The sequence below is a fragment of the Neomoorella stamsii genome, from assembly GCF_002995805.1.
In the GTDB taxonomy this organism is placed as follows: Bacteria; Bacillota; DSM-521; order Neomoorellales; family Neomoorellaceae; genus Neomoorella; species Neomoorella stamsii.
Genome location: NZ_PVXL01000027.1, coordinates 1 through 25,150 on the forward strand (window position 1 = coordinate 1; position 25,150 = coordinate 25,150).

28 protein-coding genes and 1 pseudogene are annotated in these 25,150 nt (G+C 46.0%); 28 read left to right on the forward strand and 1 reads right to left on the reverse strand.

Going from position 1 to position 25,150, the window contains the following annotated elements:
* From MOST_RS17845 to uxuA, 12 genes and pseudogenes are all read left to right on the forward strand, one after another.
* Nucleotides 1–140 (forward strand): annotated as a pseudogene (locus MOST_RS17845) (IS110 family transposase); the annotation flags it as partial.
* 341 nt (nt 141–481) lie between these two features.
* On the forward strand, nt 482–922 hold the full coding sequence (locus MOST_RS04695; RefSeq protein ID WP_054937118.1) for a tripartite tricarboxylate transporter TctB family protein: 441 nt from the start codon (nt 482–484) through the stop codon (nt 920–922).
* A gap of 30 nt (nt 923–952) precedes the next feature.
* The gene (locus MOST_RS04700) at nt 953–2,491 is read left to right on the forward strand and encodes a tripartite tricarboxylate transporter permease (protein WP_054937117.1); all 1,539 of its coding nucleotides are present in this window, start codon (nt 953–955) and stop codon (nt 2,489–2,491) included.
* A gap of 172 nt (nt 2,492–2,663) precedes the next feature.
* Entirely contained in the window at nt 2,664–3,686 is a 1,023-nt protein-coding gene (locus MOST_RS04705; RefSeq protein ID WP_244267082.1) for a Bug family tripartite tricarboxylate transporter substrate binding protein, read from the forward strand.
* Between the two features lie 270 nt (nt 3,687–3,956).
* Nucleotides 3,957–5,627, forward strand: coding sequence for a hypothetical protein (locus MOST_RS04710; protein WP_054937115.1), 1,671 nt, complete (start codon nt 3,957–3,959; stop codon nt 5,625–5,627).
* A 39-nt stretch (nt 5,628–5,666) separates the two neighbouring features.
* Complete coding sequence (locus MOST_RS04715; protein WP_054937114.1) at nt 5,667–6,674, forward strand: uroporphyrinogen decarboxylase family protein; 1,008 nt, start codon at nt 5,667–5,669, stop codon at nt 6,672–6,674.
* A gap of 112 nt (nt 6,675–6,786) precedes the next feature.
* A complete protein-coding gene (locus MOST_RS17170; RefSeq protein ID WP_129588657.1) occupies nt 6,787–6,930 on the forward strand; it encodes a transposase in 144 nt (47 codons plus the stop codon).
* Nucleotides 6,931–7,152: 222 nt separating this feature from the next.
* Nucleotides 7,153–7,380, forward strand: coding sequence for an integrase core domain-containing protein (locus tag MOST_RS18445; RefSeq protein ID WP_422879869.1), 228 nt, complete (start codon nt 7,153–7,155; stop codon nt 7,378–7,380).
* A 129-nt stretch (nt 7,381–7,509) separates the two neighbouring features.
* Nucleotides 7,510–7,839, forward strand: a complete 330-nt coding sequence (locus tag MOST_RS04725; protein ID WP_277995708.1) for an SDR family NAD(P)-dependent oxidoreductase — start codon at nt 7,510–7,512, stop codon at nt 7,837–7,839.
* Between the two features lie 24 nt (nt 7,840–7,863).
* Entirely contained in the window at nt 7,864–9,129 is a 1,266-nt protein-coding gene (locus tag MOST_RS04730) for a glucuronate isomerase (RefSeq protein ID WP_244267080.1), read from the forward strand.
* Between the two features lie 107 nt (nt 9,130–9,236).
* On the forward strand, nt 9,237–10,853 hold the full coding sequence (locus MOST_RS04735) for a mannitol dehydrogenase family protein (protein WP_054937112.1): 1,617 nt from the start codon (nt 9,237–9,239) through the stop codon (nt 10,851–10,853).
* A 71-nt stretch (nt 10,854–10,924) separates the two neighbouring features.
* On the forward strand, nt 10,925–12,013 hold the full coding sequence (gene uxuA, locus MOST_RS04740; RefSeq protein WP_054937111.1) for a mannonate dehydratase: 1,089 nt from the start codon (nt 10,925–10,927) through the stop codon (nt 12,011–12,013).
* 137 nt (nt 12,014–12,150) lie between these two features.
* Here uxuA and MOST_RS04745 read toward each other — a convergent pair whose 3' ends face one another.
* Complete coding sequence (locus MOST_RS04745) at nt 12,151–12,549, reverse strand: hypothetical protein (RefSeq protein WP_054937110.1); 399 nt, start codon at nt 12,547–12,549, stop codon at nt 12,151–12,153.
* Nucleotides 12,550–12,776: 227 nt separating this feature from the next.
* On the opposite strand from MOST_RS04745, the gene MOST_RS04750 reads away from it, so the two are divergent.
* The 16 genes from MOST_RS04750 to MOST_RS04830 all read left to right on the forward strand — a co-directional run.
* Nucleotides 12,777–13,550, forward strand: coding sequence for an IclR family transcriptional regulator (locus MOST_RS04750; protein WP_054937109.1), 774 nt, complete (start codon nt 12,777–12,779; stop codon nt 13,548–13,550).
* Between the two features lie 97 nt (nt 13,551–13,647).
* Nucleotides 13,648–14,328 (forward strand): RNA polymerase sporulation sigma factor SigK, encoded by a 681-nt coding sequence (gene sigK / locus MOST_RS04755; RefSeq protein ID WP_054937108.1) that lies wholly within the window; start codon nt 13,648–13,650, stop codon nt 14,326–14,328.
* Between the two features lie 129 nt (nt 14,329–14,457).
* Entirely contained in the window at nt 14,458–15,102 is a 645-nt protein-coding gene (locus tag MOST_RS04760; protein WP_083476677.1) for an accessory gene regulator ArgB-like protein, read from the forward strand.
* A 175-nt stretch (nt 15,103–15,277) separates the two neighbouring features.
* Nucleotides 15,278–15,400 (forward strand): AgrD family cyclic lactone autoinducer peptide, encoded by a 123-nt coding sequence (locus MOST_RS04765; RefSeq protein ID WP_161952798.1) that lies wholly within the window; start codon nt 15,278–15,280, stop codon nt 15,398–15,400.
* A gap of 571 nt (nt 15,401–15,971) precedes the next feature.
* Nucleotides 15,972–16,805 (forward strand): sensor histidine kinase, encoded by an 834-nt coding sequence (locus MOST_RS04775; protein WP_054937106.1) that lies wholly within the window; start codon nt 15,972–15,974, stop codon nt 16,803–16,805.
* A gap of 329 nt (nt 16,806–17,134) precedes the next feature.
* Nucleotides 17,135–17,602, forward strand: a complete 468-nt coding sequence (locus MOST_RS04780) for an IS91 family transposase (RefSeq protein ID WP_054937105.1) — start codon at nt 17,135–17,137, stop codon at nt 17,600–17,602.
* Entirely contained in the window at nt 17,563–18,471 is a 909-nt protein-coding gene (locus MOST_RS04785; protein ID WP_083476675.1) for an IS91 family transposase, read from the forward strand. Before MOST_RS04780 ends, MOST_RS04785 begins: the two co-directional genes overlap by 40 nt.
* Before the next feature lie 190 nt (nt 18,472–18,661).
* Nucleotides 18,662–18,850 (forward strand): hypothetical protein, encoded by a 189-nt coding sequence (locus MOST_RS04790; protein ID WP_054937103.1) that lies wholly within the window; start codon nt 18,662–18,664, stop codon nt 18,848–18,850.
* A gap of 75 nt (nt 18,851–18,925) precedes the next feature.
* Nucleotides 18,926–19,285, forward strand: coding sequence for a hypothetical protein (locus MOST_RS04795; RefSeq protein ID WP_054937102.1), 360 nt, complete (start codon nt 18,926–18,928; stop codon nt 19,283–19,285).
* A complete protein-coding gene (locus MOST_RS04800) occupies nt 19,266–19,871 on the forward strand; it encodes a hypothetical protein (protein WP_054937101.1) in 606 nt (201 codons plus the stop codon). Before MOST_RS04795 ends, MOST_RS04800 begins: the two co-directional genes overlap by 20 nt.
* Before the next feature lie 196 nt (nt 19,872–20,067).
* Nucleotides 20,068–20,769 carry a hypothetical protein gene (locus tag MOST_RS04805; RefSeq protein WP_153060775.1) on the forward strand — a complete coding sequence of 234 codons (702 nt, stop codon included), beginning with the start codon at nt 20,068–20,070 and terminating at the stop codon, nt 20,767–20,769.
* Between the two features lie 1,491 nt (nt 20,770–22,260).
* Complete coding sequence (locus tag MOST_RS04810) at nt 22,261–23,319, forward strand: hypothetical protein (RefSeq protein WP_153060776.1); 1,059 nt, start codon at nt 22,261–22,263, stop codon at nt 23,317–23,319.
* A gap of 41 nt (nt 23,320–23,360) precedes the next feature.
* The gene (locus MOST_RS04815; protein WP_054937098.1) at nt 23,361–23,624 is read left to right on the forward strand and encodes a hypothetical protein; all 264 of its coding nucleotides are present in this window, start codon (nt 23,361–23,363) and stop codon (nt 23,622–23,624) included.
* Nucleotides 23,625–23,711: 87 nt separating this feature from the next.
* Nucleotides 23,712–24,038 (forward strand): IS66 family insertion sequence element accessory protein TnpA, encoded by a 327-nt coding sequence (tnpA, locus tag MOST_RS04820; protein ID WP_054937097.1) that lies wholly within the window; start codon nt 23,712–23,714, stop codon nt 24,036–24,038.
* Nucleotides 24,032–24,388 carry an IS66 family insertion sequence element accessory protein TnpB gene (gene tnpB, locus MOST_RS04825; protein ID WP_054937096.1) on the forward strand — a complete coding sequence of 119 codons (357 nt, stop codon included), beginning with the start codon at nt 24,032–24,034 and terminating at the stop codon, nt 24,386–24,388. The genes tnpA and tnpB overlap by 7 nt, the downstream gene beginning before the upstream one ends.
* Before the next feature lie 80 nt (nt 24,389–24,468).
* The coding region (locus MOST_RS04830) for an IS66 family transposase zinc-finger binding domain-containing protein (protein ID WP_211295964.1) at nt 24,469–25,150 on the forward strand (682 nt) is incomplete at its 3' end.

Here is a 25,150-nt window from a genome sequence, read left to right on the forward strand (position 1 = left end):
TAAAAAAGAAGCAGGCCTTAATAGCCATAGCCGTAAAATTACTGCGGGTAATGTACGGCCTGGCCAGGAAGAAAGAAAACTACGACCCTGACAAAGTATTAGGTGACTATCGCCGCGCCCAATTACAACAAGCAGCTTAAAAAAACCAAACACAAGGTAAAAAGTCTTGGGTGGGGTAAGCCATATCACCTCCCATAAGGGCACAGACCCTGCTGCGAAGTACTGGCACAACCCACCCGCCCTCAAAAGGCCGAACGAAGGAATGAAACAGGGCAAAGACCCCGGGAGACATGATAGGGTAGCCGAGGGCCAGGAAGTGGTGAGGGTACTACCCAAGACTTTAAGATTAAGCCATCGTCTTGTTGTGGACGATGATGGAGGTTTAGTCTGCCCTCTTGGACTTCATCGTAAAAAATGAAAATCTAAGAGAGCAGGGGATTTAACGAGCTAGAAGCAAATTATTGAGATAGGGAGGAATCATATGATAGAGATGGCCATGGCGATATTTTTTTTAATACTGAGTGCTAGTTATACGGTATTTGCCAGACAGTATTCATTTGGAACCTTTTACGCCCCGAGGGCCGGGTTCATGCCAACTATAGTAGGGACAATGGCTACTATTTTAGCAATGATTAATTTATTTGGGACTGCGGCGCAATACAAACGTAAACAAACACAAGAAAAAGAAATTCTTTTAACACGTTATCAAATAAATAAGATCTTCCTGTACTCCATTGGGTTAGTTATTTACGTGGTGCTTCTTAAGACTGTAGGCTTTCTGACAGCAACATTTTTAGCCACTTTATACCTAATTAAAGTAGCAGGCGGAAAAGGTTGGAGATTACCTATAATAGTGGCAATAGGCGTGAGTGTTGGGTTTTACTCTATTTTCCAATACTTATTACGAGTAATGTTGCCGTAAAAGATGCTAAGTTAAAGGTAGGCAGAGAGTATGACAATCTTTGAGATGCTTCTTCAAGGTCTTCTCCATTCTCTCACTCCTGTCAACATACTAGCAGCCACCGTAGGGGTATTGCTGGGAACATTAGCCGGAGTATTGCCTGGTATTGGGATTTCCGGCACCATAGCCCTTTTGTTGCCTCTATCATATGGTATGGATCCTCTTACGGCTGTAATTCTGGTTGGAGGTATCTACTATGGTTCTCAGTACGGTGGTTCAACTACCTCCATCCTCCTTAATATACCTGGTGAACCCACGTCTCTAATTACTTGCATGGAAGGCCATGCTATGGCTAAGAAGGGACGAGCGGGTGCTGCACTAGGTATTGCAGCAATTGGCTCTTTTATCGGGGGTACTTTAGGCATAATTGCTCTAACCTTTTTTGCACCACCATTAGCAGACTTGGCAGTAAGGTTTGGATCTCCGGAGTATTTTGCTTTGGCGCTTTTAGGCTTAGTTACACTCGCCAATGTCACAGGTGGCTCGCCTTTAAAGTCAGGACTCATGGTTATGGTAGGAATAATGCTAGGCACAGTAGGGTTTGATCCGGTATTCGCTGCCAAGCGATTTACCTTTGGTATTACAGATTTGGAGAGAGGTATAGACTTTATAGTGTTTGCAATGGGTGCTTTTGGCATCGCGGAAGTGTTGTTGACAGTTAGCGAAGGATGGACAGCAAAAGAGATTGCCAAAGTCAAGTTTCGCGAAGTGTATCCAAACCGGCAGGAGCTGAAGCGTTCAAAGGGGTCCATCTTTCGGGGCTCAGTGTTGGGATTCTTGATAAGCCTTATTCCAGGGCCTTCTACATTTCTTGCGACCCTTGCATCTTATGTTGTAGAGAAGAAGGTCAGCAAGTATAAAGACGAGTTTGGAAAGGGTGCTATCGAGGGCGTTGCGGGCCCAGAAACTGCCAATAATGCTGGTATATACGCACAGCTAGTGCCTGCACTTGCACTCGGCATACCTTTTTCCCCTGCATTTGCCTTGCTGCTGAGTGCTCTTATGATCCACGGCGTTACACCTGGTCCCCTAATGATGAAGCTACATCCAGACGTATTTTGGGGTCTCATAGGGAGTATGTACGTAGCTAATGTCTTGCTACTCATTTTTAATTTGCCGCTTATACCATTGTGGGCTTCCATGCTGAAAGTTAGGGCTGAGTTCCTCATGGCTATTATAACTGTAGTTACTTATGTGGGGGCCTTCGCGTTGAATAACAGTATTTTCGACCTGTGGTTACTCGTAATATTCGGTATACTAGGCTACTTAATGAAGCTGGCGAATTACGATGCGGCGCCGGTCACAGTGGGATTATTCCTGGGGCCATTAGTAGAGCGATGCTTAGTCCAGAGTATGGTTATGTTCAATGGCAACTTCATGCTTATTTTCACTCGCCCATTTGCGGGCACGATGATTATCATCGCTATCTTAATATGTCTAGTACGTATAGTAGTATGGGCAATCCGTCGAATCAGGTCGTCTAGGGAGAATAGCACTACAAACCCTGCCGACACTGTGACGTTAAGCTAATGACAAAACCCAATGAAACCGAAGCGAAAAAGGTACTGGGGGGGATGGATATATGAGGGTAAGTGTGGGCTGGTGACATTGACCTATTGCAGAGGTGTGATGCCTAATTTGCTCCAAATAAATGCCCATAAGGCTAAAATTTGCTTACAATGGGAGGCTGAGCTAAGTGAGAATGAAGAAGCAGGTTATTGCTGCAATGCTAGCTATCGTTGTGAGTGCGGCGACTTTATTAGGTGGATGCGCGTCTGGTAAAAGCGCGGAAGCAAAATTTCCCACTAAGCCGATAACCTTTATCGTACCCTATCCTCCTGGTGGAAGTTCGGATTTAACAGCCCGAGCGCTCGAAAAGGTTGCACAAAAGTACTTAGGACACCCTTTGGTAATAGTTAACAAGCCCGGCGGAAGTACCATCCCAGGCTTGAATGAAATTGTAGAGTCTAAACCTGATGGGTACACAGTTGGTACAGCGAATAACGGACTGGTCCAGTTCCCAGTAACTCAGGAGCTAAAATATAATTTTGTAACCGCTCTAGAACCGATAGCACAGGTTGCTTCTGCCCCGTTTGTCTTAGTGGTAAGGCCTGATTTACCGTGGAAGAGTATTGAGGATTTTGCCAAGTACGCGAAGGAACACCCAGGTGAGATAAAGTACGGTACGGGTGCTAGAGGCAGTAGTACGCATTGGGAATTGCAAAAACTTGCTAAGGATGTCGGGACCCGGATAGAAGCTGTACCTATGTCCGGGGCGGGGGAAATTATCCCGGCCCTGCTGGGGGGGCACATACATGCTGCAGTGTTGGCGCCGGCCGACTGCAAGCAGCATGTGCAAGCGGGAAGGCTAAGAGCCTTAGGGGTATTTAGTGATAAGCGAATCGAGTATGACCCTGTATTTAAAGACGTTCCTACGTTCAAGGAGGCGGGTTACAACATCGTTAGCGTGGTCTGGCAAGGAGTCGGCGCTCCGCTCGGTCTGTCTCAAGATGTAAAAGATGTGCTGGTTCGGGCCTTTAAGGATATGATAATTGATCCGAGTACGAAGGAAGAGATGAGTAAAATTGGCATGCAGATTGACTACTTGGGACCAGACGACTTCAAGAAGAAGTGGGTCGCCGAACAGGAAGAGTACAAAAGAGTCTTAGAGGAAACAGGCATTCTGGAGCAGCTTAAACAGGAGTTTAAATCTGAAAAGAAGTAGCGGGTAAACAAGTGTGATTAGTTACATTGCTCCATAACTCCTGAATACCTCGGAATGAGTGCGACACATGCACCCTGGGTCGTGGACGGTGCAAGGCCCTTGCGAAACACAGATTCCTAGCGGTAGTTGCAGGGCTTGTAATGGCTCATAGTAGCTAGCAGAGTTATGTTTGGGCAGGGCCCAGGGTGCATCAAACCAAGTCTATAACGCGTGAAAATATTATAAATACCGTTGGGTGGGAGAGTTATTTATGGGAGGTTCGAGTGAGTTATGAGAGGGTTTGAAGTAAGAGCTTTGGAAATCCACGGGCCCATGATGTGGCAGTTACAGTACGTGGAGAGGGTACTAGATTTCATGCGCGAGATGGGGATGAATGCGCTAGTATTTCACCAAAACGATCTGATTGACCAGCTGGTATATCCGCAAGGGTACTTTTCCCAGGGTATAATGTGGGAACGGTGGCCCACAAGAGATGCCAAAATTAGCAATAATAGGTACTATATAAACACCGTGATCAAGAGAGCACGGCAGATTGGAATTAACTTTTTCGCGGAAGTCAAGGAGATCTGGTACCCTGAAGGTATCTTAGAATTGGTACCGGAATTGAGGAAACCGGACGGATCAGTATGTGCAACGCATCCGTTCTGGTGGGAATTTATGGAGGCTAAAGTTAGTGAACTACTAGAGGTGGTTCCGGAGATTGCTGGGATAATTGTAAGTCCAGCAAGCCGGGAAAGCTTAGTGTCTATATCGGCGAACAGATGTAAGTGCGAAAGGTGCCGGAATTACAATCCGGAAGATTGGTATTTCAAGTTGATTGAATCAATGTATCGTCCGCTTTCAAAGAAAGGGAAGACACTGGTAATACGAGACTTCGCCTACAGGGCCGACCAACAGAGTTTAGCGGTGAAGGCTGCCACCAGATGCAGTGAGGAAATTTGTATCGCCTTAAAAAATACTCCTCATGACTTTTATCCTACGTTTCCGGACAACCCAGTTATAGGCACTGTGGGAAATCATCCACAGTGGATTGAATTTGATACATGGGGACAGTTTTATGGTTTGGGTTTCTTTCCTGTAAGCGTAGTAGAAGATATGAAACAGAGAATGAAGCATTGTTGGGAAAAAGGTGCCAGAGGTGTTATGTTCCGTACCGATTGGGAGGTAATTAACGAGGCAAGCAATTTTAATAGCTTTACCTTAGTAAATCTAATCGGTGGAGCAATATTGGCAAAAAACATCGATGAAGAACTAGATGAAATTTATCGTAAATGGACCAACTATGGTCTACTGTCCCCCCTAAAACCCACGTCCACATTACAAAAGCCTGTAGTTCCTAGTGGTGTGGAGGCTTATAAGAAACTCCGAGATCTTATTAGGCTTTCATGGGAAATAATTGAAAAAGGTATATATGTGCGGGGCCATGTCTTTCATGAGTGTTGCCAATTCCCAGATAGAGTTGATACTGCCTTCACAATGATGTTGGATTTTCATCAGCAAGACGATTGGAACTTTGGAGCATCAAAGTTAGTGGAGCCTACAGAAGAGAACATTGAAATTATCTTTCGGGAAAAAGAAAAGGCGCTAGCAGAAGTTAGAAGTCTTCGAGCAAGTTTTGATGTGGAAAGCCTGGGACTACCTGATGAGTTTGCAAAAGAGATAAAAACTATATTAGAACTTTTTGAGCTCTATATAGAAGGCTTCAATCATTGTACTCGCACATGCTTCTTAGTCAAGAAAGCGATTTCAACGCGAAATAAGAGCAATGTAGAAATTGCTAGGGAGTCCTTGGTTCAGTTGTCTTCGTACAGGGACAAACTCACCAAAGAGCTGTTCTTAGATCTTTACCCACACTATGTTTATTGGCTGATGGATGTAAAGAGAATTGAAAGCCTAAATAGCGATGCTGAGGCTATCTTAAAGAGCATTGAAAGTTTATAAAGGGCAGTTTCAAGGGATTAAGGAGGAGGTATTACAGTAATGAAACAGCAGATGTCATCTAGGGAGCGCTTTCTAACAGCGCTGCATAGGGGGCAGCCTGATCGAGTACCATGGTTAGAAGGCTATATTCATCAAAGTCTGGCTGATAGAATTGTTGGTCGAAGGACAAACCTACCTCCAGGTTGGTGCATTTCGCCGGATGTATACCCTATTCTTTGCCTTGACGCAATAGTTTATGATTTCCTGCCCCCTATTTTCGCAACTATGGAGCGTCATGGAGATGTACTACAAGTAAAAGAGCCTTTACTTAAGAGCAAAGACGATCTTAAAGCCTTGAAGGAATTTCTTCCTGACCCCGATAAGCCTGAGTTCTACGCTAGTGCGAGCGAATTACTGGCCTTTGCTCGTCAAAGGGATCTGGCTGCAATCGCTGCAGTTCGGTTGGGAGTAAGCAATACGTACAACAGTATGGGCTACGATAATTTCTGCTACGCCTTATATGATGATCCCGAATTTATACTCGAAAGCATGGAGATATATGGCGAGTGGTGTATTAAAGTAATCACTCACGTTAACGAGATGGGATTCGACGCTATCTGGATTTCAGAAGACATTGCCTTTAAATGGGGCCCAATGTTTTCCCCGGAGCAATTTAGAAAGTACATGCTTCCTCACGAGAAGAAGGTAGCTGATCATATAGCCTTACCGAAGATTTATCATACAGACGGTAATCCCTTACTCTTGTTGCCCGATCTACTAACACTAAACATTAATGCACTTGCGAATTTGGAGCATGGTGCAGTAGACATTTTTAAGGTGAAGGAGGAATATGGCGACAAAATATGCCTGATAGGTAATATTGACCTGCATTATACATTACCCGATGGTACCCCGGAGGAAACGGTTTTGGAGACCAAGGAGAAGATAGAAAGGGTTGGCAAGGGGGGAGGATACATTATTGCAAGCTCCAATGGACTGACAGAGTATTGTAAGGTCGAAAACATCTTGGCGTTGAATGGAGCAATACTTAGGTATGGATGGTACTAGTAGTTACTTCCTTAAATACAATTGCAACCTCGACAATCATGTATGCTGACTCCATAGAGGATCTAACAAACGGTATAGTAGAAATGGGAAGTGAGCAGAGGAGGTTTATACCGTGCCGAAGAAGCGCAGGACGATAGAGGAAAAGCTAGGAAGTGTAATGGCCGGCTTTGCTCCTGAAGCCAATATTGCCGCCATTTGCTATAAACACCAGGTATTTCAGTCGCTGTTCTATAAGTGGTTGTATGCCTTTCAATAAGGGTGGAATGGCGGCCTTACAGAAGGGGCCTTCCAACCATGAAGAGAACTCGAACGAAACTCATGGAGGCCCAGGCCAAGATCGGTGAGCTGGCAATTAAAGTTGATATCCTTCAAAAAGACCCGCTAAGACCGGAGATTAGTAATAAGACCTTGGTAAGCCATCTTCACACAGAAGGCTATAATATTCTATAAGATTAGCGTTATAGATGCCAACGGGCACATTGAGAGACGGTTTCGGAACCTGAAAGAAGAAACCGTATGGCTCAAGGAATGTAGCGTCTTTAAGGAAGCTAAAAGGGATATAGAAAGCTATATTCACTTCTACAACACCGAGAGGCCGCATTTGACGTTAGATTTTCGTTTCCCGGTCAGTACAGAGCATATATTACCCAAAAGAATGGGTTCAGAGAATGGTAAGTCTGAGGTGAAGGCTTACATTAGCCCTTAGCGCCGCGACTAACCGAGGGACGACGGGCCAGTCAGGTTGACAGTCAAGAGGCGATTGGTAAACCATAGTGAAGTCCCGCCCTTGCCGGATAGCCTGACTGACCCCAAAATAGATCGCGTGGCGATATGAATGTCTATATACAAAATATGGTCCTCTTATAAAATCAGCCGATTTTGTCTCAACGTCTGTCGATCACTACGGTACCGCTCTCTGGCACGGGAACTGGCGGAGTATAATATAGTGGTCAATGCTATTGCACCCGGTTTAATCCGCACACCATTTCATAACCCTGAAATTACACCACCCCAGGCGTTTGAAAAAATGGCGTCAGAAATTTTGTTGAAGCGTGCAGGAGCTCCAGAAGATATAGTTGGGGCTGCTATGTTTTTGGCTTCCGATTATGCCGATTATATTACCGGAGCAACAATAGATGTTAACGGGGGATTGTATATGAGCTAGTTTACCAGGGGAATAACAGGTTAGATGGAGGAAAAGAAAATGGCAGTTATCAATCAAGATAATTTAACAATGGTAATTACAAAGGAAGTTGAGCGGGTTCAAGTAACAGACATCCATACCCATCTTTATCCTCCCGGTTTTGGAGATATGTTCTTATATGGTATAGATGAGCTGTTAACGTATCACTATTTAATTGCGGAGTTTTTTCGCTATGCCACGATGGATTATGAAAAGTTCTTTAGCCTGTCCAAAATGCAGCAGGCTGAACTGATTTATCAAACCTTATTTATAAAACACTCGCCCGTAAGCGAGGCCCAGCGGGGCGTATTGACGGTCTTGAAGGAACTGGGGCTGGATGTAAACAAAAGAGATTTGCGGGTCTTCAGGGAGCAAATCAGTATAATTCCCGTGATGGAATATGTGAACAGGATTTTTGCATTGGCCGGAGTAAAAGAAGTAATCATGACCAACGACCCTTTCGATTCTACTGAAAGACAGTGGTGGGAAAAGGTTGGTAATAAGGATCCCAGATTTAAAGCCGCTTTAAGGCTTGATCCGCTGCTAAATGACTATGAAAAAAATTACAAGGAATTAATCAAGTTGGGTTACCGGGTAGACAGGTGCCTGGATGAGAATACGATAAGCGAAATTAAACGTTACCTGAAAGATTGGGTTAAAAAAATTAATGCTGTCTATATGGCGGTTTCCTTACCACCGGATTTTACGGTTCCAGAGGATTCCTACTGCTCGAGAATACTTGAATTATGCGTTCTCCCAATCTGCAAGGAAGTAAAAATACCCCTGGCTTTGATGATCGGGGTAAAGAGATCGGTAAATCCTTACCTGGGCCTGGCAGCGGATTCCTTGGGCAAAGCGGATATTAGGTCCATTGAATACCTGTGCAGGACTTATCCTGAAAATAAGTTTTTAGTAACTATGCTTTCTAAAGAAAACCAGCACGAGCTTGTCGTGACTGCCAGGAAATTCAGGAATCTAATGGTATTTGGTTGCTGGTGGTTTTTAAATAATCCTGATATGGTTAAAGAGATTACCAGCATGCGGTTGGACACCCTTGGACTGTCTTTTATTCCCCAGCACTCAGACGCTCGTGTATTGGAACATCTAATCTATAAATGGGTGCATTTCAGGAAAATTATAGCCGGTGTCCTGACTAAAAAATACCAGCTTCTTTTAGAAAACGGTTGGCGGGTTACTGAAGAAGAAATAAAAAGGGACATAGAGGATCTTTTCAGCAATAATTTCTGGAATTTTGTCGGGCGAAATAGTTAACAATGTTTAGCTACGGAACAGATAACAGCAAATTTCTGGCTCAAAATACCAAAGAATAGAGGAATAACAATTAGAGCTTAAGGTATGTTCAGGAGGGATAAACGAAGTTGCCTAACTTGAGCCGAGAGGGAATAAAAAATAAGAAAGCCTGGCAAGATGCAGGAATTGAACTGCCGGAATTCGATTACGACAAAGTAGCGGCGCATACCAGGGAAAACCCGGTATGGCTACACTTTGGGGCCGGTAATATATTTAGAGGATTTATTGCCATGCTGCAGCAAAGGCTTCTGAATATGGGAAAGGCTCAAACGGGAATTGTTGCAGTAGAAGCATTCGATTTCGAAATCATAGATAAGATTTATATCCCGTATGACAACTTGAGTTTGTTCGTGATCATGTACCCAGACGGAACCCTGGACAAAAAAGTAGTTGGAAGTATAAGCGAAGGGATGGTCGGAGATGTTTCACGAGAACGTGACTGGGAACGGTTAAAGGAATTTTTTACAAAGCCTTCCCTGCAGATGGTCAGTTTTACCATAACGGAAAAAGGATATAGCCTGAAGAATATTTCTGGAGAATACTATAAAAATGTACTGGAGGATATGCAGAACGGACCCGGGAAACCCGGGCATATCATATCTAAAGTTGCTTCGTTGGCTTATACCAGATACAAAAGCGGTGAACTGCCCATTGCTTTTGTTAGTATGGATAACTATGCCCATAACGGGGAAAAGCTTCATGAATCTATTGAAACAATTGCCAAAAAATGGGTGGAAAATGGGTTGGTAGACAGCGGTTTTTTAGCATATATCAACGATGAAAGCAAAGTAAGCTTTCCCTGGACCATGATTGACAAGATTGTTCCCAGACCTTCTGAGGCTGTTAAGGCCTCATTGCTTTCAACAGGTTTCGAAGGCATGGAAATCATCTGTACAAAGAAAAATACCTATATTGCACCTTTCGTTAATGCCGAGGGACCCCAGTACCTGGTTATTGAGGATAACTTCCCCAATGGGCGCCTGCCTCTTGAATTAGCGGGGGTGCTGTTTACCGATAGGCAGACGGTAGATAGGGCCGAAAAAATGAAGGTCTGCACATGCCTGAATCCTCTGCATACTGCGCTGGCGGTATTTGGATGCCTGCTGGGATATAATCTTATAGCGGACGAAATGAAGGACAGCCAATTAAAGAAGCTGGTAGAGAAGATAGGGTATGAAGAAGGTCTCCCTGTTGTTATAAATCCGGGTATATTAAGTCCCGAGGCTTTTATACGAGAAGTCATAGAACAAAGGTTGCCCAATCCCTTTATACCTGATACACCTCAAAGAATAGTTACAGATACCTCGCAAAAGATTGGTATAAGATTCGGTGAAACCATCAAAGCCTATCGCGATAGGGAGGATCTGGATCCGACAAGCCTTACCTATATCCCCCTGACAATTGCGGGTTGGTGCAGGTATCTTTTGGGCCTGGATGATAAGGGACAAGTAATGCCGCTGAGCCCTGACCCTATGCTAAATGTACTGAAGTCGCACCTTTCAGGAGTTAAGCTGGGTGATACGGGAACTGTAGGAGATAGCTTGAAGCCTATTCTGGCAAATGAAAACATTTTCGGTTTAAACCTTTATGATGTAGGGTTGGGAGAAAAAATCGAGGGTTATTTCAAGGAAATGGTGTCCGGACCTAATGCTGTAAGGAATATATTACAAAAGTATTTAGGGTGACAACTCAAAAGATACAAAGGTCACGTTGCGAAGCTGTAAAAGTAGCATATTTGAGAGAGGACGTGAGAGATATGAAAATGACATTCAGATGGTTCGGAGAAGGTTATGATAGTATTTCTCTGGAAAAAATCAGGCAGATACCGGGAAAGCCAGGAATTGTAAGTGCCATTTACGATGTACCTGTGGGTGAAGTATGGCCTGTTGAAAAAATAAGAAAATTAAAGGATACAGTAGAAAATGCGGGACTGGAATTAGAGGTCATAGAAAGCGTTAATGTCCATGAGGATATCAAGCTTGGGCTTCCCAGCAGGGACCGTTATATTGAGAACTACATGCAAACCTTGAGAAATCTGGCGAAATTCGGTATTAAGGTCGTGTGCTACAACTTTATGCCAGTATTTGACTGGACGCGGTCAGATTTGGCGAAGGTCCTGCCGGACGGCTCCACTGCTCTGTCCTACGAAGAGGAAAAGGTACAGAAGGTGGACCCCGACAGGATAGTGGAAGAGGTGGAAGCTAACTCCAACGGCTTTGAACTTCCTGGCTGGGAGCCTGAAAGGCTGAAAACATTAAAGGTTTTGTTTGAACAATATAAGAATGTGGATGAGGAAAAGCTTTTAGAAAACCTGGGGTATTTTTTAAGAGCAATTATCCCTGTGGCTGAAGAGGTCGATATAAAAATGGCCATTCATCCCGATGATCCGCCGTGGTCCATATTTGGCCTGCCCAGGATTGTAAAATCCAAAGAAACCTTAGAGAAGATCATGAACCTTGTAGACAGCCCTTACAACGGCATTACGCTGTGTAGCGGCAGTCTCGGGGCAAATCCGGACAACGATATTCCGGCACTTATACGCTATTTCGGGGCTAAAGGAAGGATACATTTCGGTCATGTAAGGAATATCAAGATCCATTCACCCCGCAACTTTGACGAGTCTTCCCATTTATCTTCTGACGGTTCTATGGATATGTTTGAGATTATGAAGGCATATTATGACATTGATTTCAAGGGATATATCAGGCCGGACCACGGCAGGATGATCTGGGGAGAAATAGGTAGACCTGGTTACGGCCTGTATGACAGGGCTCTGGGAATCGCCTATCTGAACGGGTTATGGGAAGCTATTGATAAAATGAAAAAAAGATATTCTTTTGATTAGATTTTTCTCGCAGATCAGCAAAAATTATTTTCCCTTCCTCAAAGGAAATGGAATGCGGGCTCTAACCAGGGTACTGCATCAAATAAGTAAATAAAGGGCTGTCCGCAAAATATTGGGGCAGCCCCGTTTTTAATGCCTTATTTTAGCCGCTTCAACATAACAATCTCTTCTTCCTGTCCGGTCAGCCGCTTATCAAGCTTTTTGATATCCTCCCATACCCCATAACGCAACTCTTTTCTGATACCCCTGGTAATTTTCTCAATCTTATCCATACCTTTTTCCAGCACGGCCAGCCTGGAGTTAGTCTGTTCCTGGCCGTTCTCCAGGGCAGTCAACCTGGAGTTGATCTGTTCCTGGCCGTTCTCCAGGGCAGTTAACCTGGAGTTGGTTTGTTCCTGGCCTTTCTCCAGGACAGTCAACCTGGAGTTGATCTGTTCTTGGCCTTGCTGCAAGGCTTCCTGCCCTTGCTCCAAATTCTCAAGGCGGTTGTTCAAAGTATGAAGTTCGGTTAAAATTTGCTTGAGCAGATCTTCCAACACTAATCCCTCCAGAACAGATGTTTGTTATCAGATAAATTGTATCATGTAATTTGTGTCGGGACAAGAAGAAAATAGCAATAAGGATATTGATGTCAATTTTGCCATTTAGCAACTACTTTAAGAAAAGTATAAGATAAAATTTCTCGCAGAACAAGATGGATTCTCTCCGCCGCAAAATGGTGCTACAATATTATAGAAAAGCTTTGTTTCTGGAGTGAATTTCTTTGCCTCAAAATGAAGGTCACGTCCAGTCCCTGGAGAAGGGTCTCAAAATATTAGAAGCACTCGCAGCAGCCGCTGAAGGTGTGGGCTTGAGCGACCTCAGCCGCCGGCTGGGCCTTAATAAAAGTACCGTTTATCGCATGCTGACTACCTTGAAAGCTTATGGTTATGTTGACCAGGAACCGGTAACGGGAAAATACATTCTAGGTTTAAAAATCCTGGATCTAAGCGGTAGCCTGCTGGACCGCCTCGATGTTCGGACCATTGCCCACCCGTACCTGAAGGAACTGGCAGCCAGGAGCCAGGAAGTGGCCCATATGGTTGTGAGGGATGGTCCGGAAGCCGTTTATGTTGATAAGGTTGAAGGCAACCGTACCATCCGCATGTACTCTCAGATTGGCCGCCGGGTAGCCCTCCATTCGACGGCGGTAGGTAAGGCCATACTGGCCTTCCTGCCGCCAGAAGAAGTAGAAAAGATAATTGCCAGCAGGGATTTGCCCCGATTTACGCCCCGGACAATTACTACTTTGCCAGCCTTGCATGGGGAGCTGGAACAGGTTCGGCAACGCGGTTACGCTATCGATGATGGCGAAAATGAAGAAGGGATTCGCTGCGTCGGCGCGCCCATTTTTGATTACCGTGGGCAGGTTGTAGCCGCCCTTAGTATTTCCGGCCCCACTGTTCACGTTACGCCGGAGCGTGTACCTGAGTTGGGCCAGCTTGTACGCTGGGCCGGCGAGGAGATATCGCGCCGCCTTGGCTATAAGCAGGAATAGTAATCGCCAGGAAATATATTACCTGGACAAGCACTTATTAAGCCGCGCTTCCATAGTATATAAAGGGTAACGCTATCCTGCCCGGGAGGTATGGAGTATGGAAGCCGGCTTTATTGCGTTGGTTGCCCTTTCTGTTTTAAAGGGCATTAGCCTTCTCCTGTCCTACATTACCAATAACGCCTTTCCCCAGCCATTGAGTGAGGAAGAAGAGCAAAAGTACCTGGAACTCTGGCAGCAGGGGGACCAGAAGGCCCGCAATATTTTAATTGAGCATAATTTGCGCCTGGTAGCCCACATAACGAAAAAATTTGAGAATACCGGTGAGGATAACGACGACCTGATTTCCATTGGTACCGTTGGCCTCATCAAAGCGATTAATACTTACAACATGAATAAAGGTACCAAGCTGGCTACTTATGCCGCCCGCTGTATTGAAAATGAGATTCTCATGCACCTGCGCGCCATGAAAAAGACCCGCGGCGAAGTTTCCCTTTATGACCCCATCGGGACGGATAAGGAAGGAAATGAAATTGCTTTGATTGACATCCTTGGGTCCGACCAGGATGTAGCGGAAATGGTGGAAACTTCTTACGAACGGCAACGGGTTATGCAAAAAGTGAATGTTTTAACGCCGCGGGAGAAAAAAGTCTTGGTCATGCGTTTCGGCCTTTTCCATGGCCTGCGGCGTACCCAACGGGATATAGCCCGCAAAATGGGCATCTCTCGCTCCTATGTTTCCAGGATCGAGAAGCCTGCTCATATACATACAACTTCATGATACCCGCAAAAACCAAATAGTTTTCTTAAAAGTTTCCCTGCTGGCGCGGTATTGGCCGCGCTTTATGTTTTTAAATTTTTTAAAGAAAAAGGCAGGAATTAGGTAATTTATGGCGAATTAACTTTTACTATGAGTAACAATAAGTTTTTAGACAGAGCGGCATTTTATTTAGCTAATGAGTCCGGACGAGATGCTGAGGTAATTTTGTTTGGAATGCGCTTATTTTTCACAAGCGCTTCCGGTTATGTCGCCTTAATAATTCTCGCTTCATTGTTGGGTATACTCCCACACGCCTTAGCAGCAGCTATTACTGCTTCTGTATTTAGGATTTTTTCTGGCGGTGCCCATGCTTCTTCTCCGTTAAGATGTAATTTAATCGGAGTGGGCGTTTTTCTAGTAATTGGGCTCGTCACAAAAATGTGTTCCTTTGCTGGTTCAGTAGCTGGAAATATAATTATAATCATTACCCTTTTTGGAATTTATATCATCTATACATACGTTCCAGCAGAAACTCCAGGAAAACCGATTTCCTCACAAATACAAAGAAAGTACCTAAGAATTATTTCTTTTTCCTTGTTAACTATTTGGTGTATTGCAAGTCTTTGGGAACTGAGTTATACTACAGGGATTAACGATAAAAAGATAGTATTGTCGAGTTGTTTGGGTATGTCATGGCAATTGTTCACCCTTTTGCCATTTAGCTACAGGGTAGTAGGAAAGGTGGATACCTTGCTTAAACATTTTATAGAAAGATTGGGGATATTTACTGAGTGATAAGTACACTGCCGACACATTTAGGAAATACAGTTACATAGTCTAATAGGCTAAACCAGTTTTTAGTTCTGAATGCGAAAAGATGGTTTCGCTGTATGATTTGCGCCTTTGTGAGGTGTTCTTGTTATTGGCATGTTGTTAGCCTTTTAGGCTAAAAGGAAGGAGGGGGATAATCGTGAAGAGGGTTTTAGTAATTTTAGCGGCAGCGTTGCTCAGTTTATTGGCTTTTGCTAATGTCGCTGCTGCTACCGGCCCGTGGTCCTACCAGCCTGAAGTACCAGACAAGTTACTTAAGTAAATATTGTGGACGAAGTAGCTCTAAGGTAAAAGTATAATCTAAAATATTAAGAGCCTCTTTTAGGGAGGGTGAACTATTTTGGAGGACTTTCGAGTCCTACTTTTTTTACATATCGTAAATGCATTCCTAATGTCCGTGACTGGTTTACGTTTATTTGGTCATAGAAGCAATTTAAAGACCTTTACAACCCTCGGAATTACTTATGGGGTTGCGGTATGGATAGTTCGGGGAATATATGGTCATTACCATATTCCCCTTGGTACTCATACTATTATTCTTACTTTAATCTTTGCCTTTTTGGTAAGAATGATTGGTAAAGTGGATTGGGGGACTGCATTGGGGGTCGCTCTGGTTAGCTCGAGCCTGGGAATGCTTGGTGGAGGTATCTCCATACTTATAATACAGTTTCTCCAATTAAGTGTAATGGATATCTTAAGCAACCCTTGGTTACATGTATTACTAGGGCATACAGAGAATGTTTTTCTATTTGTAATGTTAATTGTTAATAGTGTATTTGAGTTTACGTTCACCAACCCTCTCGAAAAACAGGTAAGCAGGAGATAATTTAATAATGAATAAAAGATGGCTACTATTTGTAGACCTTCTTTTGCTACAGCTTTTTTTATTCATTTTGCTAGCTTACAACTATGTTTTTACGAGTTTTAAAATACCCATTATTATTGTTTTGTTTACCATCTTTGGCGTGATGATTTCGAGTTTATGGATAGTCCGGGAGATGCTTAGACTGGTTGAAAGGGAAAGTGAAGCCGAGAAGGTAATGGTAAGGTTAGAGGAAGCCGAAAAATTAATTACCACCTTGAGGTCTAAACATCATGATTTTGTAAACCATTTACAGGTAATCTTGGGACTTATTCAATTGAAGATGGATAATGATGCTGCCGATTATATCAAAGGTCTATCGAAAGATCTAATTCAAATAGAAAAACTTGTTTCCTTAAAAAGGCCAGAAGTTGCCGCCCTTATTAGCAGCAAACTGGCAAGTCTGAGTTATTTACAGGCGTCTCTAGACATAAATACTACTTTGGCTGAATTGTCTATCCCTCCAGAGAAGCTGGTAAGTATTCTTGGCAATTTGCTTGATAATGCTATTTACGAGACGAGCTTTTATAAAGATAACTGGATTAAGATAAGAATCGATCAGGAAGATGAGTGGTTTATTTTTGAAATAACAAACCCGGGTACTATTGCACCTGAGATCCGAGAAAGGATTTTTGAACCGGGATTTACAACCAAGGGACAGGAAGGAACGGGGATGGGTTTATTTATTGTTAAAAATTTGGTGAGGGAATGCGGTGGAACTATTTCCTTTAATTCACGTGATGATGAGATAATAACAGTATTTACGGTTAGATTGCCAAAAACTCCTATGGAGCCTGGAAACTGATTATCGGAACTCTGCTATCTCTTCTGACCCTCATGGTGGCTATCACCATGTTGCGGAAGTAATTTAAAACCCTTGAGGCTGTTGCCGCAGCTTCAAGGGTGGTAGATGAACCCCGATTGGTGGGGCTCCACAAGGTCACTCTAGTTATTTTTGTTTCCCTTCTACTAAAGATTATCCTCTATTGGGTCATCTTAGTCAAGGATATTTACCAAAAATTATTGGTACGGCAGCAATTGTAGAAAGCAATCCGGTTGCAGGCCGGTTTTTTATTCTTTAGGAAATTATGCTATTATGTTGTTGTGGATAACTCAGGGTACTAAGGTGGAAATATGGAAGAGCTGGCGGGGCATGACAAGAAACGGCCAATTAAAATAGTAGATATCCTTAAAGATCATTGGGATCATTTTCTCCAAGTGCATGGAGAAAAAATTCCCAAAGACATGAGAGATAGCGTCATCGAGGCAGTGGAAAAGGCAATTAGATGTGGGGACCCAAAGTATGGTTATACTGAATATATTTGCATGAATTGCAACGGGAAAGAGAAAAAGAAAGTAGCATTTACCTGCAAAAGCAGATTCTGTAACAGATGTGGAAAGGTCTACATTGAAAAGTGGGTTGAGAAACAAGCCGAGCGGATAATTGATGTAGGACATAGGCACATGGTCTTCAGTATCCCGGAAGAACTGCGGGTGATATTTTACCGTAATAGAGATTGGTTAAAGGACCTTAGCGATAATGCAGCAGAAGTAATCCAGTATTGGTACCGGGAAAAGCCAGGAAAAAAGGGTACGAAGTAGGGATAATAGCTGTTGTGCACACATTTGGGAGGGATTTAAAGTTCAACCCTCATGTACATGTCCTGGTAACAGAAGGGGCGCTGGACAAAAATAAAGTGTGGAAAGAAGTAGGATTTATACCGTACGAGTATTTGAGAAGAGGATGGCAGAAGGTGTTGCTAGACTGGCTGAGGCAGAAATACCCGGAAAGTATAAAAGTGAAGAATCTAATAAATAAGCTGTATAGACGGTATCAGAAAGGTTTTTACGTATACGCAGAGCGGCGGATGGAAAGTGCGAGGGGGGCAGCCAGATATATAGGGAGATATCTGGCCCGACCGGCGATAGCGGAGTATCGTATTTTGGATTACGACGGAGAGCGAGTACGTTTCTGGTATGAAGACCACCAGACACACGAACGAAAAGAAGAAGAGCTGGGAGTTTTAGAGTTTATCGGACGCTTAACCTACCATATACCGAAGAAGCACTTTAAGATGGTAAGACGATATGGGTTGTACCGGCGAGATCTAAACAAACTGGCGCAAAAAATTGTTGGTTTATGGAACTGGGTGAACCGCAAAGTAAAAGCCATAAAAAGGCCACAAAGAAGCAAGCCAAAAAGCTGGAAAGAACGGTTGCAAGAAGCGTTTGGGAAGAACCCATTAAAATGCCCAGGTTGTGGGCGAGAGATGGAGCTTTGGAAGATATGGCATTACAAATATGGAACCATATGGGACTGGGAGAAGGACGGGGTGAACTACATTGAAAAAGAAAAAGAAGAGAAACAACAAAGGGGACGACCTACCGGACCTGTTTCCGGAATGGGAGTTTCCCCCGGAGGACCAGGAGGAACCGCACTACAATTATCGCTGTCGGGAATGTGGGTATGAAGAGCCAGTGCCGGCTTTTATTGTGGATGAAATGGCTGAAATGGCTGGCTTGGACTTTCCCGAAATGCCTGTCCTGGAATGCCCTTATTGTCCAGGAGGTATGGTTTATAGCGGCAAAAAAGAGTAAACATTACTGCCTACTCTTTAAGTCGCCCGAAGGGCAAATTTGTTCTTTAAGGGAGGTGCTTCTATGTGGCTCAAAAGGCTCAAAAACTGCTTGCAAGGGGAAGAAGGCTACAGCCTGGGGGAAGTGCTTATTGTGGCGGCGGCAATGGCCACAATAGTCGCCTCTGTCCTGTCGATCCTGATGCCGGAGGTGCGCTCTCTCTACCAGAAGGCAGTGGGCGCCGTCACGGACATCATGGGCTCCGGCTTTTAAAAGGACACGCGGGGATTCCTTATCCTGGAGCTGCTAATCGTTTTTAGTCTATTGTGTTTTCTCATTTTCGGGAGTTTGGACCTTTACCTGGTACAGATGAAACATCTTAGAGCCGAGCAAATCCTGAATTATTACCTTGACCGTATGCGGCTGGAAGGGTACCTCACGGCCGCGGACGAGGCGGCCATGATCAGCGCTTTTAAGGGTGTAGGGTTAACCGTGAATTCCATAGAGGAGGGGCCGCGCGAATCTGCGGGGGATGCCCGGGTGCTCCGCAACAACCTGGACCTTACGGCATCGGAAATAACCTTGCGGGTTACTTGCAGTTTTGACCAGAAGCCGTTCATCATGAGCCTGCTTATAAACGGTTCGCCGCCGCAGGACGTGCAGTTAAAAGTAGGGGGGAGGACCTTCAGTGAGAGGGTTAGCCCGTGACGAGAGGGGTTTTGTAAGCCTTTTCCTGGTGATATTTCTTCCCCTGCTCATGTTCCTGATAGCCGGCACGGCCCAGTATTCCAGGTTTATTACCCAGGTGGACGCTGACTTAGAATATGCGGTGGCCGAAGCGGCCCGGGCGGCCTCCTGCGTGGTGGAGAGGAGCCAGGCCGAAGGCGATCCCAGGATAGACCCGGACAGGGCTGACCAGGTTTTCGTGTCTATTCTGGCCCAGAATCTCGGATTGGACCCGGTCACGATGATTCCCCTGGCCGGCTCTGGCATGGCCGCAGTTCCTTCTTACGTTCTGCTGGTATACAACGGCGACGACACTTATGCCCCGGCAGGAAAAAAATACATCTTCAACAGCGCGGGCCTAACAGTGCAGGAATTGGAAGGTTCGGAGTTCCCGATGAGCTTTGGGGTCGACAGTTACGATGTTGTTCCCGGAGGCATGGGGGCAAGGAACACTTCTCTGGAGACACCCGGCGTGGTCGCTGTTGTTACTGGCAGGGCCAAAGGCGTGATGGGGTCTGATGCCGAGACTTCCAGGTGGGCGGCGGCCAGGATTGTCGTAAGGAAGTAGAAGTTGAAGAGGTTGAAGATGCCGGGGATGTGTACGCTGAGCTGGTATATGTTTTTTGGCTTTCTTCGGGTACATCCTTGCTGCAGGAATATATTTTTTGCTCAAAGGGGGCGGTCCGTAGGTGTGACGTATATGGCGGGGTTTTTGTAACAGCAGGGGTTCAGTAAATTACAACATGGTATGCATGACCGTGTGCATGGGCTTGCTCGCACTGATAGCTTTGATAGCGTGGTTTATCATTTTTACTCCTGAGCAAGAAGTTACCCATGTGGCCGAAACGTACCTCCACGCCTTGGCTTCCGGGGACATTGAAGGGGCAAAGGCTGTATCTACGGGCAGGGCGGCGGAGGCCGCCGGGAAGCTGGAAGGCAAAAACCTTGCCGCCTGGATAGACGAGATATCTACTTCTGTCCAGGCCCTGGGGCACGGTTGGGCCAGGGTGAAAGCTACGGTGGAGTTGACCCTTGCCGACGGGACGGTTGACGTGGGGTGGTACGAGCTGGAGTTTGTCCGAGAGGGAGGGATATGGAAGGTTTACTCCCTCAAAGAGACTGCCCCTCGCATAGAAGGATACCACATGGACCGCCCAGGGAAGGGAGACATGCGTGAGGCTGAGGCGGTTTTAAAGGGATACCTGGAAGACCTGGCCGCGGGGCGATATAGAGAGGCAGCTCGGTGGCTGGCGGGGCCAGCGTTGAGGAAGCATTTGGCTAGCGCGGAGGTGCTGGGTAAAGGCCGGATTATAGAGCAAATAAGAGATCTGGTGCTTATGCCGCTGGGTAGCGGAGATAAGGTTATGTTGGCTGAGGCCGGATACCGGATGGGTGAAAAAGACGTACAGGTAATCGTAACTTTTTACCGCACCGCATTAGGGTGGAGAATTGTCGTGATAAGTTAAGTTAAGTCTGGGGAGTGATGCTTTGTGAAAAGAATTTTTTAAAGTATGTTGATTACGACTATTATGTTTTTGTGTTTTGTGGGAGTGGCTACGGCAGGGAGTTTTGAAGATAAAGGGGATTCTACTTTACATCATGTAGCGGTTACTCCAAATGGGACTGTTTGGGCTGCTGGGCAGTACTTGAAATATTGGTCAGGATCGTCTTGGGTGAGTGTAGGTGCGCCGGGTGGAACATATTATAGTACTGATGCTCTAACAGTTGCACCTGATGGTTCGGTTTGGACTATTGAAAGCGACGGTCGTGTGTATCGATGGAACGGAAATACATTTGAAGATAAGGGAGTTCCAATATCATCTGGTGGTATCAAGTTAATCGTTACAGGTTCTGATGGTAAGGTCTATGTTGCCAGGGGGCCATATGTTGTTCGTTGGACAGGTTCTGGTTGGCAGTCGTTAGGTTCCGTTCCAAGTGGTTGGGATATTTACTCTATGTGTGCGGCGCCGGATGGTTCGATTTGGGTAGCTTGCAGTAATAAAGTATTTCGCTGGAACGGATCAAGTTGGGAGTCTAAATCACTGTCTTATTATTATCAGGCATATAGTTTATGCGTGGGTCCTGACGGTGCAATTTGGGTAGGTGGCCGTTATACCGAACTGAGAAGATACAATGGAAGCGGTTGGGATTTTATTGGGCAACCCTATACTGGAGATTATGATATCAAAAAAATTGTTTGTGATGCCAATGGTAATTTATGGTTAGCCTGCGGCAATGGCAGGATAGCACGGTATAACTTTGGGTCTAGACCGCTTTCTTTGACGCCTGCACCAAATGGTGCGACTGGCCAGTTTGTTGTCAATGCAACTTGGGATGGGAGAGCATTAGGATACGGTTTGTTGCAATGTAGTTACGACGGCGGTGCTACTTGGGTTGATATTGGAACGTCGGTCAATGGTAGTAAAATTAACATAACCCCAACATCTAACACACTTTATTTTAGGTTAAAGTATAATTTTTTCTGGCCCCAACAAGGCTGGCAGGTTAAGTATCTCTCACCAATTGGCCCTTTCCCTGCGTTATTAGATCCTTCAATAAGTGGAAAATCAGGAATAAAGTCTTGGGATCAACAGCGAGGTCGCTCCTGGGTTACTATAAATTGGAACCCAGTCGTTAACGCTGCCGGCTACAAACTTCACATCTTCGATGGTAGCACCTATCGCACAAAAGATTTGGGCAACGTTACCTCCTGGGACAGTCACATAGCAAAGGTGTTTCCGCACTCTGGCGACCTCCCAGAGAACAACACCGTTTCGACTGACCCTTTTCGCTGGGATGGCTCCGGCCTCGACTTCGAGGACACGGCTCTGCGGCTCTACCGGAGTACGGTCGGCACATCATACGACAATGATCCGAAGTTTTACTTCCGGATTACAGCCTACAACCAATGGATGGAGACCAGCTTTAATGCCAGTTCTGCTTTCAAAGCCGTGACCATGCCGAACGCCACCGATACCCAGCAGCCAACGGGTGCGGCGACTGCCGTCTCGAAGGAAGGACTGGAGAAGACTTACGACCAGAACATTAAGGTATCGATCAGCGCTTCCGATTCTGGCTCCGGTATTTGGAAAGTGGAGCTGTCCAACGACGGCGTCTCTTACACCGAGAAGTACACGGCGACTAAGAACGCCGACGGGGGTACCGGCATTTCCAGCTACTCCAACACTTTTGACTGGACGGTTCCTTTAGGCGCGGACACCAAGGTCGTCTACGTCCGCATAACTGACGCCGTGGGCAACCAAAAGGTACTCACAGATACCATCGCCCTGGCCGAAGACATGCTGCCTCCGAGCGTGGCATTAACAATAAACGGCGGGGCCGAATCTACTACTTCGGGTACCGTCACCCTTACCCTGAGCGTCCAGGATAACGCTTCCACCACTTCCCAGATGCAGATGCGCTTCAGCAACGACGGCAACCTCTGGTCACCTTGGGAACCCTTTGCCCAGACGAAAGCGTGGGACATAACCGCCTCTGCCTATGGCGGCAATACCAGCCCAGGTATAAAGAAAGTCTACGCTCAAATCTGCGATCAGGCCCAGAACGTGGCCTTAGCGGCTGCGGAGATAGGGTATAACCCGAATCCACCGGTAGGTGCGGTTACCATAGTGGGCGGTTCTTCGGGCACGTGGAATGGCAAACCCGCTCTATTCACTTTCAGCGATGCTCCCACACTCAACCTCAACTTCCCGGGGGCGACCTACGTGCGGTTTGATCCCGGTACGGGCATATGGGGAGATTGGGAGTCTTACGATGCTGAAAAAACCGTCTACTTGGTCAAGTCTTCGGGAGTCGCCAGGCTTCGAGTGCAGGTGAAGGACACTTATGGTGTTACTTCTTCACCGCAGGAGTTCCTGGTGGTAGTGGACCCGACGCCGCCGGTTATTCAGTACCTACGGGGCCTGAATGGAGCTACGGCGACGACTTCTTCCAGCGTAATGCTGGAGATAGGTGTGATGGACAACCTGCCAGGCCAGCTTCAGTATATAGCGTGAACCCCGGCGGTGCCGGGGTTTTTCTTTTGGTTGAGGGGGTGTTGCTAACGGCACGAAAAATATTCCTTTTCTTAACCCTGGCCGGGCTTTACTTTTTCCTCCGGGCCGGGCCTGCTGAGGCAGCTACCTGGCAGTATGGTATAACTGCTTCCGATACTCCTACCACCCTTGACAGCTCAGCCACCACGGCGGTCGTGGACACCACCATGCACGAGATCCGCCTTCCTAAATCTGCGGCCAGAGCCGCTTCCTTCTGGCCTGACGGCGGGCCGGACTACGTTGTGATGGCCCCGGAGAAGGTGTAAGCGTCAAATACAACCCACCTTGGCATCATACCCAGGTTTAGGGGATAATCCTTCTCAGAAAACTATACGCTGAGGAGATTTTTTCTTATGACCAAAGCCGAACGGCAAGCACTATGGGAAACCCGGATAGCCGAATACAAGAAGAGCGGACAAAGCGTCAGAGAATGGTGCGCTACCCATGAAGACGTTAACCCTAAACAATTATGGTACTGGCTGCAGAAGTATAAGAACCAGGATGTGGTTTCCCCGGGAAACTCAAACCGGTGGTTGCCGGTAAAAATAACCGAGCAGGTATCTATAGAACAGGGCCATGCTTTACTGGTCAATGTAGGACCGGCCAGCATCGAAGTAAAGCCCGGCTTTGATCCCGCCCTGCTTTCTCAGGTGATTAAGGCGCTTGTGGCTTTATGCTAAACGAATTAGATATCGACCGGGTTTATCTCGCCTGCGGCACCACTGACTTGCGCAAGTCCATTGACGGCCTGGCGGTGCTGGTCAAGGAAGGGTTCGAACTGGACCCCTTCTCTTCCTGCCTTTTCGTTTTCTGCAACCGCCAACGGGATAAACTAAAAATCCTCCACTGGGAGCATAACGGTTTCTGGCTTTATTACCGCCGGCTGGAGAAGGGCAAATTCCTATGGCCGCATGATACCACTTCGGCAACCATCACCATAAGCCGCCGGGAACTGCGCTGGCTGCTTGACGGCCTCCCCATCAAACAGCCAAAGGCCCATCCCGAGGTAAAAGCGCGCATCATCTTGTAATATAAATAGCCAGAAAGAAATATTTTCAGTTCGTGGTTGATTTTAGAGGAATTTAGCGCGTTTCGTCGAATCATTAAAGCATGAACTTTTCTCAATCTATCGCTGCCATGACCATAGAAGAGCTACAAGAACGCTGCGTTCAGTTGGAACGAGAGAATGCTGAATTGACCGCCAAGTTAAATTGGTTTATGGAGCAATTCCGTTTAAGCAAGAAACGGCAATTCGGTGTTTCCAGCGAACGGACCGAGCCTTTAGAACAGCAGCTTTTGCTTTTTAATGAGGCGGAAGTGGAAGCCCGGCCGGATGCAGCGGAACCGGCTTTAGAGACGATTACCTACCAGCGCCGCAAAGAACGCACCCGCCGGGAGTTAGTGCTGGATAACCTGCCGTTAGAAATAATAGAGCACCGCCTGTCGGAAGAAGATCGGGTCTGCCCGTGCTGCGGCGGCCCTTTGCATGAGATGAGCACCGAGGTGCGGCAGGAACTTAAGGTCATCCCGGCCCAGGTGAAAGTGGTTAAACATGTGCGCTACGTTTATTCCTGCCGCCGCTGCGAGAGGGAAGAGATAACCACTCCCGTTATCACGGCACCTATTCTGGCTCCTGTACTTCCCGGAAGCCCGGTATCTCCCTCCCTCATGGCCTACATTATGACCCAGAAATACGGGGCGGGGTTACCCCTCTACCGCCAGGAGCAGCAGTTTAAAGGTTTGGGTATAGACCTTTCCCGGCAGACAATGGCCAACTGGGTACTCCATGGAG